The organism is Pseudomonas sp. 11/12A (assembly GCF_000800055.1).
GTDB lineage: Bacteria > Pseudomonadota > Gammaproteobacteria > Pseudomonadales > Pseudomonadaceae > Aquipseudomonas > Aquipseudomonas mohnii.
The window spans coordinates 4,725,193-4,743,145 of sequence record NZ_JUGV01000001.1; the positions used below are offsets into that span (position 1 = coordinate 4,725,193).

The window sequence follows — 17,953 nt, forward strand, 5'->3', positions numbered from 1 at the left end:
CAGGTTAGCGCTTGAACGCCTTTACTTCAGCTTCACGCAGGCGCGGGGCCAGTTTGTCGAGCACACCGTTGACGAACTTGTGACCGTCGGTGGAACCGAAGACCTTGGCCAGTTCGATACCTTCGTTGATCACAACGCGGTACGGTACGTCGACGCGCTTGAGCAGTTCCCAGGTGGACAGACGCAGAACCGCCAGCTCAACCGGGTCGAGCTCTTCGATGGTCAGGTCCAGGCAAGGCTTGAGTGCGATGTCGATTTCGGTCTTGAACTGCGGAACCCCGTGGAGGATCTCGCGGAAGTAAGCGCCATCGACATCGGTGAAATCGTTATCGACCCGGAACTGCGCTTCGATCTCGTTCAGCGACTGTTTGGCCATGTGCCATTGGTACAGCGCCTGGGTCGCGAGCTGACGGGCTTCACGACGCTTGACGCTTTTCGATGGCTTGCCGGCATCCGCAGGCTTTGGATCGCGCGGGTTGAAACGATCGCTTTCGTCGCTAATCACTTGGCCTCCAACTGCGCCAGCAGGCTGACCATTTCCAGAGCGGACAGGGCAGCTTCAGCACCTTTGTTACCGGCCTTGGTGCCGGAACGTTCGATGGCTTGCTCGATGGAATCAACGGTCAGGACGCCGAAAGCGACCGGAACGCCGAACTCCATGGACACCTGGGCCAGGCCCTTGGTGCATTCGCCTGCCACGTATTCGAAATGCGGAGTACCGCCACGAATGACCGCGCCCAGGGCGATGATTGCCGCGAACTCACCCTTCTGAGCGACTTTCTGCGCAACCAGCGGGATTTCGAAGGCGCCAGGCGCACGGATGATGGTGATGTCGCTTTCGCTCACGCCATGGCGAACCAGGGCATCAACTGCACCGCTGACCAGGCTTTCAACGACGAAGCTGTTGAAACGGCCCACTACCAGAGCGTAGCGGCCTTTAGGGGCGATGAAGGTACCTTCGATGGTCTTCAGGGTCATTCGTTAGATCTCTTAAAGAGCCGGGACGCGTCTTCTACGCGCCCCTCAGTGATATTTGAACCGCGAATTCAAGGCCGGAAACAACCGGTCATTATTCGGAGGGCACGTATTCTACAACTTCCAGATCGAAACCGGATATCGCATTAAATTTCATCGGCGCAGACATCAGGCGCATTTTGCGCACACCGAGGTCACGCAGGATCTGCGAACCGGCACCGACAATGCTGTAGGTGGTCGGTTTTTTCACGGCCGCGTGGTCTGCGGTTTCGCGGATGTGCGCCAGCAACACGTCGCCATCAAGCGGGTGGCCGAGCAACAGCACCACGCCGCTGCCGGCCTCGGCAACCGCGGCCATGGCGGCGCGCAGGCTCCAGCGGCCCGGTTGCTTGACCATCAGCAGGTCGCGCAGCGGGTCCATGTTGTGCACGCGAACCAGGGTCGGTTCATCAGCGCAGACATTGCCCAGGGTCAGTGCCATGTGCACGTCGCCTTCCACGGAGTCACGATAGGTCACCAGGTTGAATTGGCCCAGTTCGCTGTCCAGCGGCTGCTCGGCAATCCGCTGAACGGTACGTTCGTGGATCATCCGGTAGTGAATCAGATCGGCGATGGTGCCGATCTTGATGTTGTGTTCGGCAGCGAAAGCTTCGAGTTCCGCGCGACGGGACATGGTGCCGTCGTCGTTCATCACTTCGCAGATCACGCCGCTCGGCTCGAAACCGGCCATGCGCGCCAGGTCGCAGGCGGCTTCGGTGTGGCCAGCGCGAGCCAGCGTACCGCCGGCCTGGGCCATCAGCGGGAAGATGTGGCCAGGGCTGACGATGTCTTCAGCCTTGGCGTCTTTCGCGGCTGCCGCCTGCACGGTGCGGGCACGGTCGGCGGCGGAGATGCCGGTGGTCACGCCGGTGGCCGCTTCGATCGAAACGGTGAACTTGGTGCCGAAACCGGAACCGTTGCGCGGCGCCATCAGCGGCAGCTTCAACAGCTCGCAGCGCTCGCGGCTCATCGGCATGCAGATCAGGCCGCGGGCGTGCTTGGCCATGAAGTTGATGTGCTCGGGTTTGCAGCACTCGGCGGCCATGATCAGGTCGCCTTCGTTCTCGCGGTCTTCGTCATCCATGAGGATGACCATCTTGCCTTGGCGGATGTCTTCAACCAGTTCTTCGATGCTATTGAGCGCCACAAGGCACCCCCTTGAGTCAGGATTTGAGGTAGCCGTTGGCGGCCAGAAAGCTTTCAGTAATGGTGCTGCCAGCCGTAGGCTCTGCGGCCTTGTCGCCCAGCAACAGGCGCTCCAGGTAACGCGCCAGCAAGTCCACTTCCAGATTCACCCGGCGACCCGGCTGGTACGACGCCATGATCGTTTCGCTCAGGGTGTGCGGAATGATCGTCAGCAGGAACTCGGCGCCATCGACCGCGTTCACGGTCAGGCTGGTGCCGTCGACGGTGATCGAGCCTTTATGGGCGATGTACTTGGCCAGTTCTTTCGGTGCGCGGATTCGGAACTCCACGGCACGGGCATTCTCGGTGCGGGCAACCACTTCACCCACGCCATCGACGTGCCCGCTGACCAGATGCCCGCCAAGGCGAGTCGTCGGAGTCAGGGCTTTTTCCAGATTGACCGGACTGCCGCTTTTCAGATCGTTCATGGCGGTGCAGTCGAGGGTTTCGCGGCTGACGTCGGCCGCAAAGCCGTTGCCCGGCAGTTCAACCGCGGTCAGGCACACGCCGTTGACCGCAATGCTGTCGCCCAGTTTGACGTCGCTCAGGTCGAGCTTACCGGTTTCTACATGGACCCGCACATCTCCGCCTTTTGGGGTCAATGCGCGAATACTGCCGATGGATTCGATAATGCCGGTGAACATGGGGTTCTCCTCGAGAACAGAGCCAGCGCTGTAGCGATGGCCGGAAATTATACGCTCGCTGCTGGCAAAGGAATGGCAGTGACTCGCCAGTCATCGCCAACCGCACGAATTTCGATAATTTTGAGCACTGGCGCGTCTTTCATTTGCGCGAGCGGCCAGTCCAGCAGTGGGCGCGCCGAGGAGCCCAGGAACTTGCCGGCCATGAAGATCTGAAACTCATCGACCAAACCTTGCTGAGCAAAAGCCCCGGCAAGACGCGGCCCCGCCTCGACCAACACCTCGTTGACTCCGCGAGCGGCCAGTTCGATCAGTAACTGGCGCAGATCGACCTGGCCATCGTAGCCCGGCACGATCAGGCACTCAGGTCCGTTGGCATATTGTTCTTCCACCGCCATGCACGTGGCAACCAGCGCCGGGCCGGCCTTGAAGAATGGCGCATCCAGCGGCACGCGCAGACGACCGTCGACCAGCACGCGCAGCGGCGGACGACTCATGGCCAGAGCGGTTTGCCCGGCGTCCAGGCCCAGCTCATCGGCACGCACGGTCAAGCGGGCGTTATCCGCCAGCACCGTGTCGGCACCGGTCAATACCACACTGGCCTGGGCCCGCAGGCGTTGCACCGCCGAACGCGCCGCCGGGCCGGTGATCCATTGGCTTTCACCGCTTTCCATCGCCGTGCGGCCATCGAGGCTCATGGCCAACTTGACCCGCACGAACGGCAAGCCGTGTTCCATGCGTTTCAAGAAGCCTTGATTGAGCTGGCGCGCCTCGCCTTCCAGCACACCGCTTTCGGTAACGATGCCGGCCTGTTCCAGGCGTTGCAGGCCGCGACCGGCGACTTCCGGGTTCGGGTCCTGCATCGCCGCGACCACCCGCGCCACACCGGCATTGACCAGTGCGTCGGCACAGGGCGGCGTCCGGCCATGATGGCTGCAGGGTTCGAGGGTTACGTAAGCGGTGGCGCCTCGGGCGAGCTCACCGGCGGCGCGCAAGGCGTGGACCTCGGCGTGGGGTTCGCCGGCGCGTTCGTGCCAGCCTTCGCCGACGATCTGCCCGTCACGCACGATCACACAACCGACCCGGGGATTGGGGTGCGTCGTGTAATGACCTTTGCGCGCCAGTTCCAGGGCACGGGCCATGAAATGGGCGTCGAGGATGGCTTGTTCGGCAGGCATGCTCATTCTTTCACCGGCTCACGGGCCAAGCGATCGATCTCTTCACGGAACTCATTGAGGTCCTGGAAGCGTCGATACACCGAGGCGAAACGGATGTAGGCGACTTCGTCGAGCTTCTGCAGCTCGGCCATCACCAGTTCGCCGACGACGAGGGATTTGACCTCGCGCTCGCCAGTGGCACGCAGTTTGTGTTTGATGTGCACCAGCGACGATTCCAGGCGTTCTACACTCACAGGACGCTTTTCCAGCGCGCGCTGCATGCCGGCGCGGAGTTTTTCTTCGTCGAACGGCTGACGACTGCCGTCGGTTTTGATCAGGCGCGGCAACACCAGTTCGGCGGTCTCGAACGTCGTGAATCGCTCGCCGCAGGCCAGGCATTCACGCCGGCGGCGCACCTGTTCGCCCTCGGCGACCAGACGCGAGTCGATGACCTTGGTGTCGTTGGCACCGCAGAAGGGACAGTGCATGGTGGCAGGCAACAAAAAAAGGGAGGGCCATGGTAGCGCATCCCGGTGGCAAGACAAGCCATAGGGTTTGCGGTATACAGACGGGCATGATCTTCAGATCCATGGAATTTACGTTTACGGAGCTGCCAATGTCGTTACGACCGCTCGTTTTGCTCAGTGTTTTCAGCCTGCTGGTGGCTTGCGGCAGCGATGCACCCAAACCCCAGTCACCGACGCCAGGCCCCGCACCGGCACAGGCGCAGAAGATAGCCAGGGAGTCGGCCAACCTCGGCCCGTTGCCCGCCTATCAACGCGAACTGAGCGGGACCCTGCAAGGCGTGCCCGAAGGCGCCGAAGTCGAACTGGCGCTGCTGGTGATCGACGAAAAAGGTCGTCCGCAACAATTACTCGCCAGTTCGAACCTGATCGGCAACAACCAGCAGCTGCCGTTTCACTTGCGCTTCAATCCGGAATCCTTCCCGGCCGGTGCCCGGGTTGAACTGCGCGGTCGCGCCAGCCAGTCCGGCCAGTTGATCCTGCATCTGCCGGCGCAGCCGATCACGCAACCGAATACCCAGGTGCTGGGCCAACTGCAATTCGTCAAAGCCCCATGAGTGCACCGCTCGACCTGCAACGGGCCTTGGGGGAATTGCTTGGCGACGCGCAATTGGTCGACTGCCAGCTGCCGGGCACCGAGCTGAAGCTGTGGCTGATCGATGGCGACAACATGGACCGCGCCTTCACCCCGGAAGAAACCCGACGGATTCTGCATGAACCGCCTTACTGGTGTTTCTGTTGGGCCAGTGGCTTGGCGGTAGCCCGCTATCTCGCGCAATTCCCTGAGTGGGTCAAAGGCAAACGAATCCTGGATTTCGGCGCAGGCTCCGGCGTGGCCGCGATTGCGTCGGTGAAGGCCGGAGCGCTGGAAGTGGTGGCTTGCGACCTCGACCCGCTGGCGATTGCCGCCTGCCGGGCGAATGCCGAACTCAATGATGTGCAGCTCCACTACTCGACGGATTTTTTCGCCGAAGCCGATCGCTTTGATCTGATCCTGGTCGCCGATGTGCTGTACGACCGGGCGAACCTGCCGCTACTCGATGAGTTCCTGAGTCGTGGCCAGGAGGCGCTGGTGGCCGATTCGCGAGTCCGGGATTTTCGCCATCCGTTGTATCGCCGGATCGAAATGCTTGAAGCGATGACCCTGCCGGATCTGGCCGAGCCGGAAGAGTTTCGGCATGTGAGCCTTTACCATGCGCGGCGCGCTTGAAAGCGTCGCGCCAGGCCGTATAGTTGCCCCATTCACGCTTCTACGAGATCCCCCATGAGCCAGGAAACGCCGTACATCTTCGACGCCACGACTGCCGACTTCGACCAGTCGGTGATCGAGAATTCTTTCCACAAACCGGTGCTGGTGGATTTCTGGGCCGAATGGTGTGCGCCGTGCAAAGTGCTGATGCCGATGCTGCAGACCATTGCCGAGAGTTATCAGGGTGAGTTGCTGCTGGCCAAGGTCAACTGCGACATCGAACAGGACATCGTCGCCCGTTTCGGCATTCGCAGCCTGCCGACCGTGGTGCTGTTCAAGGATGGTCAGCCCGTCGACGGGTTTGCCGGGGCGCAGCCGGAATCAGCCGTGCGGGCGATGCTCGAGCCTCACGTGCAAATGCCGCCGCCCGCGGCGGCCGATCCGTTCGACCAGGCCCAGGCGCTGTTCGAGGACAGCCGCTTCGCCGACGCCGAAGCCATCCTCAAAGTGCTGCTGGGCGAAGACAACACCAACGCCAAGGCGCTGATCCTCTATGCCCGCTGCCTCACCGAACGCGGTGAACTGAGTGAGGCGCAAGCGGTGCTCGACGCGGTCAAGAGTGATGAACACAAGGCTGCATTGGCCGGCGCCAAGGCGCAGATCAAGTTTCTCGGCCAGGCCAAGGACTTGCCGGATGCCGCCGAGCTGAAGGCACGCCTGGCAAAAAATCCGCAGGACGATGAGGCGGTCTATCAACTGGCGGTGCAGCAACTGGCCCGCCAGCAATACGACGCGGCGCTGGATGGCCTGCTCAAGCTGTTCATTCGCAACCGCAGCTACAGCGAAGGCTTGCCACACAAGACTTTGCTACAGGTGTTCGAACTGCTCGGCAACGATCACCCGCTGGTGACCACCTACCGTCGCAAGTTGTTTGCAGCCCTTTACTAAGCAAGACCTTGTAGGAGCGAGCCTGCTCGCGATGGACGTCAACCATAACGCGGGCTAACTGTATAACCAGGGCTCCCGTATATCCTTCGCGAGCCAGCTCGCTCCTACAACCAGCGGTAGATCGGCGTATCCGCGCCACTTTCCACCTTCACATCCGGGCTATGGCGCAAACGCACCAACAGGCGTTTGCCCGCCGACGCATTGCCGGTCAGCCCTTCCAGTTGCTCCAGCAGATCCGGCCCACTCAACTGCCCTGCCTTGCGCAGCAGGTCCCTGGCAATCTGCCACAGCGCATCATCCTGATTCTGCGGTTTGGCTGGCGCGGCAGTGACCCCGGTTTTTTCCACGGTCAACTGCGCCCCCAGCCGCGCCCAGTCGGCGTCATCCATCTCCAGCGTCAAATCCACCGGCCAATCGCCGATGCTCCCGCGAATTCGCAACATGAGTCTGCTCCCGCCTATTTCTAAGCGTCATGCTCCCATGGGACTTGTGCAACGCCAAGCAGCCAGTCAAACTCTCCGCACTTACGTTATAAGATTACATAACATATTTTTCATTTTACTTTCCGGAGTGTCACCCATGCGTCGTCTGCTGCTCGCTTTGCCGTTTGCCCTGCTGCCGCTGGCTGTCGCCCACTCGGCTGACGAACATGACCACGACCATGAGCACGGTAGCCTCGGCGCCCACGAACACGGTGTCGGTCGCTTGAACGCGGTGCTGGAGGGTCAGACCCTGGAGCTGGAACTGGAAAGCCCGGCGATGAACCTGGTGGGCTTCGAACACACCGCCACCACCGATGCCGACAAGGCCAAGGTGGCTGCCGTCCGCGCCCAACTGGAGAAGCCCGTGGCGCTGTTCTCCCTGGCGAAAGCCGCCGGTTGCGAAGTGGCGAGTCAGAAACTGGAAAGCCCGCTGTTCGGCGACAAACCAGAGGCTGATGACGATCACGACGAAGACGCCAAGGACGAACATCACCACGACCACAGCGAAATTCACGCCCATTACAGTTTTACCTGCGCCACTCCCGGTGCGCTGAAGACTCTGGATCTGGCGAATATCTTCAACACGTTCCCGGCCACCCAGAAAATTCAGGTACAACTGATCGGCCCGAGCGGGCAACAAGGGGTTGAGGTGACGGCGAAGGCGGCTGCCCTGAAATTCTGAATTAGCTGAAGATCACCTGTAGGAGCGAGCCTGCTCGCGAAGGAGTGTCAGCCACGTTGATGTTGACTGACACACCATCGCGAGCAGGCTCGCTCCTACAGGGTTTACCACCAACCAGACCGGTTTCACATGACCCAAGCACTCATCGAACTGTCCGACCTGGGCTTCAGTTGGCCCGGTCACCCACCGTTGCTGGATATTCCGGCGTTTCGCCTGGAGCCGGGGGAAACCCTGTTCCTCAAAGGCCCGAGCGGCAGTGGCAAGACCACCCTGCTCGGCCTGCTCGGCGGTGTGCAGAAACCGAATCGTGGCAGTATCCGCCTGCTCGGCCAGGAACTGACCGAACTCTCGGCCGGTGCCCGCGATCACTTTCGCGTCGATCACACCGGCTACATCTTCCAGCAGTTCAACCTGCTGCCGTTTCTCTCGGTACGCGAAAACGTCGAGCTGCCTTGCCGCTTCTCCAAGTTGCGCGCCCGACGGGCGATCCAGCGTCATGGCAGCATCGATCAGGCAGCGGCCACGTTGCTTGCACATTTGGGTTTGAAAGATGAAAGCATCCTCAGTCGCCGCGCCGACTCGCTGTCCATCGGCCAACAGCAAAGAGTGGCGGCCGCACGGGCGTTGATCGGCCAGCCGGAACTGGTGATCGCCGACGAACCGACCTCTGCCCTGGATTACGACGCCCGCGAAAACTTCATTCGCCTGCTGTTCGCCGAATGCCGCGAAGCCGGATCGAGCCTGCTATTCGTCAGCCATGATCAAAGCCTCGCGCCGCTGTTCGATCGCCACCTGTCGCTGGCCGATCTCAATCGCGCCGCCACCCCGTCCGAGGTCTGAGATGTATTTGTTTCGTCTAGCCATGGCCAGCCTGGCTAACCGCCGCTTCACCGCGATCCTCACTGCGTTCGCCATTGCCCTGTCGGTCTGCCTGTTGTTGGCGGTTGAGCGGGTGCGCACCGAGGCCAAGGCCAGTTTCGCCAGCACCATCAGCGGCACCGACCTGATCGTCGGCGCACGCTCCGGCTCGGTAAACTTGCTGTTGTACTCGGTGTTCCGCATCGGCAACGCCACCAACAACATTCGTTGGGACAGCTTCGAACACTTCGCCAGCAACCCGAAAGTGAAGTGGGCGATCCCGATGTCCCTCGGTGACTCCCACCGCGGTTATCGGGTGATGGGCACCACCGAAGCGTACTTCGAGCATTATCAGTACGGCCGCCAGCAACACCTGGAATTGGCCGACGGTCGCGCCTTCGCCACCGATCCGTTCGAAGTGGTGCTCGGAGCCGAAGTGGCCGATGCACTGCACTACAAACTGGGCGACAAACTGGTCTTGGCCCACGGTGTCGCGGCGATCAGCCTGGTCAAGCACGACGACAAGCCCTTCACCGTGGTCGGCATTCTCAAGCGCACGGGTACCCCGGTGGACCGCACGCTGCACATCAGTCTTGGCGGCATGGAAGCCATTCACATCGACTGGCACAACGGCGTGCCGGCCAGGGGCGAAGGTCGGGTCAGCGCCGATCAGGCGCGCAACATGGACCTGACGCCGCAAGCGATCACCGCGTTCATGCTTGGCCTCAACAACAAGATTTCGACCTTTGCCCTGCAGCGTGAAATCAATGAATTCCGCGGCGAACCAATGCTGGCGATCCTGCCGGGAGTGGCCCTGCAAGAATTGTGGAGCTTGATGGGCACGGCGGAAAAAGCCTTGTTCGTGGTGTCGCTGTTCGTTGTGCTGACCGGACTGATCGGCATGCTCACGGCCATTCTCACCAGCCTCAACGAGCGGCGCCGAGAGATGGCGATCCTGCGTTCGGTGGGCGCGCGGCCGTGGCACATCGCAACGCTGCTGGTGCTGGAGGCGTTTGCCCTGGCATTGTCCGGCGTGGTCGCCGGCGTGGCGCTGCTGTATGTGTGCATCGCCGCCGCCCAGGGTTACGTGCAAGCCAATTACGGTCTGTTTCTGCCGCTGACCTGGCCAAGCGAATATGAATGGACGCTGCTCGGTGGCATTCTGATCGCCGCGCTGCTGATGGGCAGCGTGCCGGCCTGGCGCGCTTATCGCCAATCCTTGGCCGATGGCCTGTCGATCCGTTTATGAGGACGTTGAAAATGCCCCGCGCTCTGCTTGCGCTGTTGATGCTGGTCGCCCTGCCCCTATGGGCGGCCGAGCCAAAAGAGCTGACCTGGTCGGAAATGATCCCGCCGGACGCCCCGGCGGAAGTGCCGAACATGACGCCACTGCACGACATGTCGCAGATGAGCAGCGCGCTGTCCGCCGAATCCGCGCCCGCCGCCAGGCAGGACATGCCCAACGCGCCGGTGGTCAAGGCCCTTGACGGGAAAAACGTTCGCCTGCCGGGTTACATCGTGCCGCTGGAAGTGAGTGAAGAAGGGCGTACGACGGAGTTTCTGCTGGTGCCATATTTCGGCGCCTGCATCCACGTTCCGCCGCCGCCCTCGAACCAGATCGTGCATGTCAAAAGCGAAGTCGGCGTGAAGCTCGACGAACTGTATCAGCCGTATTGGATCGAAGGTGCGATGCAGGTCAAACCCTCCACCAGCGAACTGGCCGATGCCGGGTATCAGATGGAGGCGGACAAGATTTACATCTATGAATTGCCGGAGTGAACCCGTTTTTTTTGCGTTGTCAGATCATCCGCCATCGCGAGCAAGCTCGCGAAGAGGCCCGCAAAATCGCCAACAAAATTCCCCACACCCTACTTTCATTGAGCTGAGTCAAAAGACCGAATCAAACGGCTGTTTACCATTGGACATCAAATATTTCTAACGTCCTCTGGAGCCCCCATGAACAAGTCCTTGCTCAGCGTCGCGCTGGTCTCCCTCGCGCTCGCCGCCCCGCTCGCACACGCTCACGAAGCCGGTGACATCATCCTTCGTGCCGGTGCAATCACCGTGAACCCGAAAGACGACAGCTCGAGCGTCAAAGTCGATCAGGGTCCGTTGGCGGGTGCCAATCTGGGGGGCAAGGCGACCCTGAACAGCGACACACAGTTGGGTCTCAACTTTGCCTACATGATCACCAACAACTGGGGGATCGAGCTGCTCGCAGCCACGCCGTTCGAGCATGACGTCAAACTCAAGGGCACCGCCCTGGGTGCAGCGAACGGCAAACTCGGTTCGCTGAAACACCTGCCACCGACCCTGAGCGTCGTGTACTACCCGCTGGACGCGAAGTCCGCATTCCAGCCTTACGTCGGCGCCGGTATCAACTACACCTGGATCTACGACGAACACGTCAGCAGCCAGGCCCAGGCCAATGGCTTCAGCAACTTCAAGGCGAGTAACTCCTGGGGCATGGCGTTCCAGGTCGGTGCCGATTACATGATCACCGACAACATCATGCTCAACGCCCAGTTGCGCTACATCGACATCGATACCCGCGCGACCGTGGAAAACGACGCCGTGGCACCGGGCACCCGTGCCCGCGTCAACGTCGATGTGGACCCGTTCATCTACATGGTAGGTCTGGGTTACAAGTTCTAACGGATGTTCACGTGGTGGTGAACCTGGCTTTTGTGGTGAAGGGGCTTGCCCCCTCACCACAGGAATTACCTCGCCTTAGAAGCGAAATCCGGCCACAAAAAAGGCGCCCTCAGGGGCGCCTTTTTTGTGCTCGCTGAATCTCAGCGTCCCAACAATCGCGCCAGTCCGACACTCAACGGCGTCTGTTGCGGGAGGGTAAAGCGCTCCAGCAGGCGCCGGTTGTTCGCCCGTGAATGACGGATGTCGCCGGAGCGTGCCGGGCCGTAGCTCACCGGCGGCAACTCACCGATCACTTGCTTGAGCGCCGTCAGCATCTGCTTGAGGCTCGTCGCCTCGTTCCAGCCAACGTTGACCGCGCCGACGTCCACCTGCGGTTTCTCGATGGCTTGCACCAGCAGGCTGACCAGATCCTCGACGTAGACAAAATCGCGTGTCTGCTCGCCGTCGCCAAACACCGTGATCGGCAGGCCGTTCTGCGCACGCTCGCTGAAAATGCTGATCACCCCGGAATACGGCGAGGACGGGTCCTGACGTGGGCCGAAGATGTTGAAGAAGCGGAAAATCACCGGTTCCAGCCCATGCTGGCGCCCATAGAAATCGAAGTAATGTTCGCTGGACAATTTGTCCGATGCGTAAGGGGTCAACGGCGCCTTGGGCGTGTCTTCATCGATCGGTTCACCTTCGCCATTGTTGCCATACACCGCCGCGCTGGAGGCGAACAACACGCGTTTGACGCCCGTCTGGCGCATGGCTTCGCAGACATTGAGCGAGCCGATGAAATTGCTCTGGTGCGTTTTCACCGGATCGTCCACCGAGGCTTGCACCGACGCCACCGCCGCCAGGTGTGCCACGGCGCTGCAACCAGCCATCGCCCGCGCGACCAGTGCGGCATCGGCGACGTCACCGACGATCAACTCGACCTTGGGATTGTCCAGCGGCAGGTTGCTGCGCTTGCCGGTCGACAGGTCATCGAGTATCCGCACCGAATGGCCCTTGGCGAGCAAGGCATCGGCGAGATGCGAACCAATGAAACCGGCACCGCCGGTGATTAAAACGGGGCCGTCAGCCATGGCGATAGTACCTGTCGAGTAAGCCCGGGAGGGCCGCACGCCAAGCGCGTGGCTTGATCCCGAACGTGTGCAGAATTTTTTTGCAGGCCAATACCGCGTGTTGCGGTTCTTCAGCGGCGTCCGGGCGCGCGGCGTGAGCCTGGGCGGTCGGCGCTTCGATGGCCAGCGGATGCAGGGCGCGTGCCTCGGTGAGGATCGCCTGGCCCAGGGCCAGCGGCGTGGTCGCTTCATGCCCGGCGTAGTGGTAAGTGCCCCACAGCGGCGCTGCGCAGTCCAGTTGCTTGAGTACGGAGATGATCACGCGGGCAGCGTCATCCACCGGGGTCGGATTGCCCCGGCGATCGTCGGCCATCAGCAACTCTTCCGGCAGTTCGGCGCGACTGAGAAAACGCCCCAGCGTCCCGTCGGGGCTGTCATCGAGCAGCCAGCCGAAACGCAACAGCACATGTTGCGGGCACGTGGCGCGCACACTTTGCTCGATGCGCCACAACGCCTGACCGCGCAGGCCCAACGGCACCGGCTCGTCTTTTTCGCTGTAGGCAGTCGCCCGGGAGCCATCGAACACGCGATAGCTGGAAGGTTGCAGCAGGACGATGTTGTGGTGCTGGCACAGTTCAGCCAGGCGCTCGATCGCCCGCTCCTGCCCGGCCAGACGCTGTTCGCTGACCGTCTCCGCCTGGAACCAGTCGAAGTAGTAGGCGAGGTTGATCAACGCGTCCGGGCGGGTGTCGTCGAGCAGTTGCGTCAGGCTCGCGGCATCCCAGCCGTCTTGCGGTGGGCGGGGGGCGAGGAAACCGATGTCTTCTTCCGCACCGAGGCGAATCAGCGCCTGCCCAAGGGCATTTCCGCCGCCCAGTAACATAAGGCGCATTCGCATAGAGTCAGCAGGCCCAGTCTGATTGGAACGAGGGTTTGTCGACAGCGCTCGCGAGCGCTGTCGTTGAAAGTAGTCAGAATCCTTGCATTTTGCGGGTTTAGTGCGCAACCGTCATCCGTAAAGTGTAGATGTGCGGGATTTGTGCTGCCTGCGCCTGCGCCATCGCGAGCAAGCTCGCTCCCCCATTGGATTGGAATACACAGCAGATCCCTGTGGGAGCGAGCCTGCTCGCGATAGGGCCCTCAGACTCAGCGAAGATCTTGAGCGGTACTTGCATCTTGCGCGCCCCAACCGCATAACTTGTTACATGAACCTGCCCATCCCCGCAGACAGTGCCCTGAACGGCTTCCACCCCGCCGTCAGCGCCTGGTTCAGCAAGACCTTCGCGACGGTAACCGCCGCCCAGGCCCGGGCGTGGCCGTTGATCCGCCAGCGTCGCTCGACCCTGATCGCCGCCCCCACAGGCTCCGGCAAGACCCTCACCGCGTTTCTCGCCGTGATCGACGACCTGGTGCACCGTGGCCTGGAGCAGCCCGAAGGCCTGCCGGACGAAACCCTGGTGGTCTACGTCTCGCCGCTCAAGGCGCTGTCCAACGACATCCGCATCAACCTGCAAAACCCGCTGGCCGGGATCACCGAACAATTGCGCCTGCTGGGCTTGCCCGAATTGCAGATCACGACGGCCGTGCGCACCGGCGACACCCCGCAAAAAGAGCGCTCGGCGATGCGCAAGACGGCACCGCACATTCTGGTCACCACCCCGGAATCGCTCTACGTGCTGCTCGGCTCCGATTCGGGCCGGCAAATGCTCGGTACCACGCGCACGGTGATCGTCGATGAAATCCATGCCATCGCCGCCAGCAAACGCGGCAGCCACCTCGCCCTGAGCCTCGAGCGCCTGCAAGCGCTCTGCGCCGAGCCACTGGTGCGCATCGGTCTGTCCGCCACGCAAAAACCCATCGACGCGGTGTCACGTTTTCTGGTGGGCCGCGCCCGTCCGTGCGAAATCATCGACATCGGCCACGCCCGCCCACGGGACCTGGACATTGAAGTACCACCGGTGCCGTTGTCAGCGGTGATGGCCAACGATGTCTGGGAATTGGTGTATGACCGACTCGCCGCCCTCGCCCGCGAACACCGGACCACGCTGATTTTCGTCAACACCCGGCGCCTGGCCGAACGCCTGAGCCGCCACTTGAGCGAACGTCTGGGTAAGAACGCCGTGGCCGCCCACCACGGCAGCCTGGCCAAGGAGTTTCGCCTGGATGCCGAGCAACGGCTCAAGCGCGGCGAACTGCAAGTGCTGATCGCCACGGCGTCGCTGGAGTTGGGCATCGATATCGGCGACGTCGACCTGGTCTGCCAGATCGCCTCGCCGCGCTCGATTTCGGCTTTTTTGCAACGGGTCGGTCGCTCCGGACACCAGGTCGGCGGCACCCCCAAGGGCCGCCTGTTCGCCACCACCCGCGACGACCTGATCGAATGCGCCGCCCTGCTCGACTGCGTGCGCCGGGGCGAACTCGATACCCTGCAAATCCCCGAGGCCCCGCTGGACGTGCTGGCCCAGCAGATCATCGCCGAAGTCAGTTGTCAGGAATGGCAGGAAGACGCGCTATTGGCGCTGTTCCGCCAAGCTTCGCCCTATGCCGGGCTCGACGAAAAACATTACCAGGCGCTGCTGCGCATGCTCGCCGAGGGCTACAACGGTCGCCAGGGCATCCGCAGCGCTTACCTGCACCGCGATGCGGTGACCCGCAGCCTGCGCGGTCGCCGGGGCGCCAAGCTGACGGCCGTGACCAGCGGCGGGACCATTCCGGACAACGCCGACTACAGCGTGTTGCTGGAGCCACAAGGGTTGAACATCGGCAGCGTCAACGAAGACTTCGCGGTGGAAAGCATCGCTGGCGACGTTTTTCAACTGGGCAACACGTCGTACCGGATCCTGCGGGTCGAGACCGGCAAGGTCCGGGTCGAGGATGCCCAGGGTCAACCGCCGACCATACCGTTCTGGCTCGGCGAAGCACCGGGGCGCAGCGCGGAACTGTCGTTCGCCGTCGCGCGCCTGCAAGCGCAACTCGATGAACTGCTGGGTGCCACGCCGGGCAACTTGCAGCTCGGCCTCGACTGGCTGACGCAAACCCTCGGCCTGAACCTGGCCAGCGCCGAACAACTGGTGGAATACCTGGCCCGCGCCCGCCAGGCCTTCGGCGCCCTGCCCTCGCAAGACACACTGTTGATGGAACGGTTTTTCGACGAGTCCGGTGGCACGCAACTGATCATCCACACACCGTTCGGCAGCCGCATCAACCGTGCCTGGGGCCTGGCCCTGCGCAAGCGTTTCTGCCGCACCTTCAACTTCGAATTGCAAGCAGCCGCCAGTGAAGACGCCATCGTGCTGTCGTTGTCCAGCAGCCACAGCTTTGAACTGGATGACGTGTGGCGTTACCTGCACAGTAACAGCGCCGAGCACACGCTGATTCAAGCCGTCCTCGATGCGCCGCTGTTCGGCGTGCGCTGGCGCTGGAATGCCGGGGTGGCGCTGGCGTTGCCACGCTATTCCGGCGGGCGAAAAGTCCCGCCGCAAATCCAGCGGATGAAGAGCGAAGACCTGATCGCCAGCGTGTTTCCCGATCAGATCGCCTGCGTGGAGAACCTCGTCGGCGAGCGGGACATTCCCGACCATCCGTTGGTGGAACAAACCCTCGACGATTGCCTGCACGAAGCCATGGACAGCGAAGGCTGGCTCGCGCTGTTGCGGCGCATGGAGCGCGGCGAGGTCCGGCTGATCAGTCGCGACCTGCCGGCGCCCTCGCCATTGGCGGCGGAGATTCTCAGCGCCCGCCCCTACACCTTTCTCGACGATGCGCCGCTGGAAGAACGCCGCACGCAAGCGGTGCTCAACCGTCGCTGGAGCGACCCGGAATCGACCGACGACCTCGGCGCGCTGGACGCCGAAGCGATTGCCGCCGTGCGCGAAGAAGCCTGGCCTGCCCCCAACGGCATCGATGAAATGCATGAGGCGTTGATGAGCCTGGCCTGCATCACCGAAGCCGAAGCCCAGGCCAACCCGAACTGGCTCGACTGGCTCAACACCCTGGCCGACAGCGGCCGCGCCTGCCGCCTCGACTCGTCGCTGTGGCTGGCACGGGAACGGCTGACCTGTCTGCGGGCGATTTACCCACAGGCTGATGTACTGCCGGCACGGGAGGCGCTGCCGGGATTCGATGAAGCCTGGAACGCGGACGATGCGGTGCTTGAAGTCATCCGCGCCCGGCTCAGTGCTTTTGGCCCGTTACCGTTGAAGGCGATTGCCGATCCGCTCGGCTTGCCCGCGACTCAGGTCGCCCAGGCACTGGCGCAACTGGAACGCGAAGGTTATGTGCTGCGCGGCCGCTTCACGCCGGGTGCGACCGAAGAACAATGGTGCGAGCGTCATTTGCTGGCACGGATTCATCGCTACACGGTCAAGCGCCTGCGCCGGGAAATCGAGCCGGTGGCGTTGCAGGATTTCATGCGGTTTCTGTTCGACTGGCAGCACGTGTCCAGCGCCACTCAGGGCCAGGGCAGTGCGGTGTTGCCGACGATCATCGCGCAGTTCGAGGGCTACCCCGGCGCCGCATCGGCCTGGGACAGCGACCTGCTGCCAGCACGCCTCAAGGACTATGCGCCAGGTTGGCTGGATGACCTGTGCCGCAGTGGCAAACTGGTCTGGACCCGACTCACCGCGCGCAACAAAAGCGCCGGCACTGCGCTGCGCAGTACGCCGATTCTGTTACTGCCGCGCAATCGGGTCGGGCTTTGGAGCGACTTGACCGAGCAAACGCCGATCAGCGAACTGTCGCCGAAAACGCAAAAGGTCCATGCCGCACTCAGCCAGCACGGCGCGCTGTTTTTCGATGAGTTGATTCACGAGGCCCACCTGCTGCGCTCGGAGTTGGAAATTGCCTTGCAGGAACTGGTGGGCGCCGGACGGGTAAACGCCGACAGCTTCGCCGGACTGCGGGCGCTGATCACTCCGGCCAGCAAACGCCTGAATCGCAGCAGCCGTCGCGGGCGCGGCGCGTTTGTCGGGGGTATGGACGATGCCGGACGTTGGGCACTGTTACGGCGCGGGGCTGTCGCGCCGGTTGTCGATAACAAACAACCCGCGGCCACGCCTGCCGAGACCCTGGAACACATCGCCATGACCCTGCTGCGTCGCTATGGCGTGGTGTTCTGGCGTTTGCTGGAGCGCGAGGCCGATTGGTTGCCGAGCTGGCGAGAATTGCTGCGCACCTTCCATCGACTGGAGGCGCGGGGCGAGATTCGCGGTGGACGCTTTGTCAGTGGCCTGGCGGGCGAGCAATTCGCCCTGCCCGAGGCGATTGCGCTGTTGCGCGAAGTTCGGCGCCGGCCCCATGACGGCAGCTTGATCGCGGTGTGCGGCGTCGATCCCTTGAACCTCGCCGGCACCCTGCTGCCCGGCCCCAAAGTACCGGCACTGGCAAGCAATCGGCTGGTGTACCGCGACGGTTTGCCGGCCGCTGCCGAGATCGCCGGCCAACCGCATTTCTGGCTTGAGCTGGATCAACAGGCCATGGCTGAAGTGCACGGCAAGCTGATCCGGCATTAGTGCTGCCTGGGCTGGCCTCATCGTCGGAACGCCGCCCGGTGCAAGCTCCCTCGCCGCAG

Annotated in this window: 18 protein-coding genes; 9 read left to right on the forward strand and 9 right to left on the reverse strand. The window is 62.5% G+C overall.

The features are described from left to right. Nucleotides 1–4 precede the first annotated feature (4 nt). From nusB to nrdR, 6 genes are all read right to left on the reverse strand, one after another. A complete protein-coding gene (gene nusB / locus GQ39_RS21740; RefSeq protein WP_047533869.1) occupies nt 5–505 on the reverse strand; it encodes a transcription antitermination factor NusB in 501 nt (166 codons plus the stop codon). Beyond that, nucleotides 502–978: a 6,7-dimethyl-8-ribityllumazine synthase gene (gene ribH, locus GQ39_RS21745; RefSeq protein ID WP_003228649.1), complete on the reverse strand. Its 477-nt coding sequence runs from the start codon at nt 976–978 to the stop codon at nt 502–504. Before ribH ends, nusB begins: the two co-directional genes overlap by 4 nt. A 91-nt stretch (nt 979–1,069) precedes the next feature. Beyond that, nucleotides 1,070–2,161, reverse strand: a complete 1,092-nt coding sequence (gene ribBA, locus GQ39_RS21750) for a bifunctional 3,4-dihydroxy-2-butanone-4-phosphate synthase/GTP cyclohydrolase II (RefSeq protein ID WP_047533876.1) — start codon at nt 2,159–2,161, stop codon at nt 1,070–1,072. 16 nt (nt 2,162–2,177) lie between these two features. Continuing rightward, on the reverse strand, nt 2,178–2,843 hold the full coding sequence (locus GQ39_RS21755) for a riboflavin synthase (RefSeq protein ID WP_008059524.1): 666 nt from the start codon (nt 2,841–2,843) through the stop codon (nt 2,178–2,180). Between the two features lie 47 nt (nt 2,844–2,890). Continuing rightward, the gene (gene ribD / locus GQ39_RS21760) at nt 2,891–4,024 is read right to left on the reverse strand and encodes a bifunctional diaminohydroxyphosphoribosylaminopyrimidine deaminase/5-amino-6-(5-phosphoribosylamino)uracil reductase RibD (RefSeq protein ID WP_047533880.1); all 1,134 of its coding nucleotides are present in this window, start codon (nt 4,022–4,024) and stop codon (nt 2,891–2,893) included. Continuing rightward, nucleotides 4,021–4,485, reverse strand: a complete 465-nt coding sequence (nrdR, locus tag GQ39_RS21765; protein ID WP_003228656.1) for a transcriptional regulator NrdR — start codon at nt 4,483–4,485, stop codon at nt 4,021–4,023. Before nrdR ends, ribD begins: the two co-directional genes overlap by 4 nt. 128 nt (nt 4,486–4,613) lie before the next feature. Between nrdR and GQ39_RS21770 the strand changes: the two genes are divergently transcribed. Genes GQ39_RS21770 through trxA form a run of 3 tightly spaced genes read left to right on the forward strand, consistent with a single transcriptional unit; the run spans nt 4,614 to nt 6,658 of the window. Beyond that, nucleotides 4,614–5,078 carry a YbaY family lipoprotein gene (locus GQ39_RS21770; protein ID WP_047533882.1) on the forward strand — a complete coding sequence of 155 codons (465 nt, stop codon included), beginning with the start codon at nt 4,614–4,616 and terminating at the stop codon, nt 5,076–5,078. After that, nucleotides 5,075–5,731 (forward strand): class I SAM-dependent methyltransferase, encoded by a 657-nt coding sequence (locus GQ39_RS21775; protein ID WP_047533884.1) that lies wholly within the window; start codon nt 5,075–5,077, stop codon nt 5,729–5,731. The genes GQ39_RS21770 and GQ39_RS21775 overlap by 4 nt, the downstream gene beginning before the upstream one ends. 54 nt (nt 5,732–5,785) lie before the next feature. Further along, on the forward strand, nt 5,786–6,658 hold the full coding sequence (trxA, locus tag GQ39_RS21780) for a thioredoxin (RefSeq protein WP_047533887.1): 873 nt from the start codon (nt 5,786–5,788) through the stop codon (nt 6,656–6,658). 104 nt (nt 6,659–6,762) lie between these two features. Here trxA and GQ39_RS21785 read toward each other — a convergent pair whose 3' ends face one another. After that, nucleotides 6,763–7,101 carry a hypothetical protein gene (locus GQ39_RS21785; protein WP_047533888.1) on the reverse strand — a complete coding sequence of 113 codons (339 nt, stop codon included), beginning with the start codon at nt 7,099–7,101 and terminating at the stop codon, nt 6,763–6,765. A 136-nt stretch (nt 7,102–7,237) separates the two neighbouring features. Here GQ39_RS21785 and GQ39_RS21790 point away from each other — a divergent pair, with 136 nt between their 5' ends. From GQ39_RS21790 to GQ39_RS21810, 5 genes are all read left to right on the forward strand, one after another. Continuing rightward, entirely contained in the window at nt 7,238–7,822 is a 585-nt protein-coding gene (locus tag GQ39_RS21790) for a DUF2796 domain-containing protein (protein ID WP_047533890.1), read from the forward strand. Nucleotides 7,823–7,951: 129 nt separating this feature from the next. Beyond that, nucleotides 7,952–8,662: an ABC transporter ATP-binding protein gene (locus GQ39_RS21795; protein ID WP_047533892.1), complete on the forward strand. Its 711-nt coding sequence runs from the start codon at nt 7,952–7,954 to the stop codon at nt 8,660–8,662. A 1-nt stretch (nt 8,663) separates the two neighbouring features. Then, nucleotides 8,664–9,929, forward strand: a complete 1,266-nt coding sequence (locus tag GQ39_RS21800; protein WP_047533894.1) for an ABC transporter permease — start codon at nt 8,664–8,666, stop codon at nt 9,927–9,929. An 11-nt stretch (nt 9,930–9,940) separates the two neighbouring features. Next, nucleotides 9,941–10,459, forward strand: a complete 519-nt coding sequence (locus GQ39_RS21805; RefSeq protein ID WP_047533895.1) for a DUF3299 domain-containing protein — start codon at nt 9,941–9,943, stop codon at nt 10,457–10,459. Between the two features lie 177 nt (nt 10,460–10,636). Further along, nucleotides 10,637–11,335: an OmpW/AlkL family protein gene (locus tag GQ39_RS21810; RefSeq protein WP_047533897.1), complete on the forward strand. Its 699-nt coding sequence runs from the start codon at nt 10,637–10,639 to the stop codon at nt 11,333–11,335. A gap of 140 nt (nt 11,336–11,475) precedes the next feature. Here the strand turns inward: GQ39_RS21810 and GQ39_RS21815 are convergent, their stop codons facing one another. Together GQ39_RS21815 and GQ39_RS21820 are read right to left on the reverse strand one after the other, a co-directional pair. Then, nucleotides 11,476–12,405, reverse strand: a complete 930-nt coding sequence (locus GQ39_RS21815; protein WP_047533898.1) for an NAD-dependent epimerase/dehydratase family protein — start codon at nt 12,403–12,405, stop codon at nt 11,476–11,478. Continuing rightward, complete coding sequence (locus tag GQ39_RS21820) at nt 12,398–13,282, reverse strand: sugar nucleotide-binding protein (protein ID WP_047533900.1); 885 nt, start codon at nt 13,280–13,282, stop codon at nt 12,398–12,400. Before GQ39_RS21820 ends, GQ39_RS21815 begins: the two co-directional genes overlap by 8 nt. A gap of 307 nt (nt 13,283–13,589) precedes the next feature. Between GQ39_RS21820 and GQ39_RS21830 the strand changes: the two genes are divergently transcribed. Continuing rightward, on the forward strand, nt 13,590–17,894 hold the full coding sequence (locus GQ39_RS21830) for an Lhr family helicase (protein ID WP_047533904.1): 4,305 nt from the start codon (nt 13,590–13,592) through the stop codon (nt 17,892–17,894). Nucleotides 17,895–17,953: the final 59 nt, after the last annotated feature.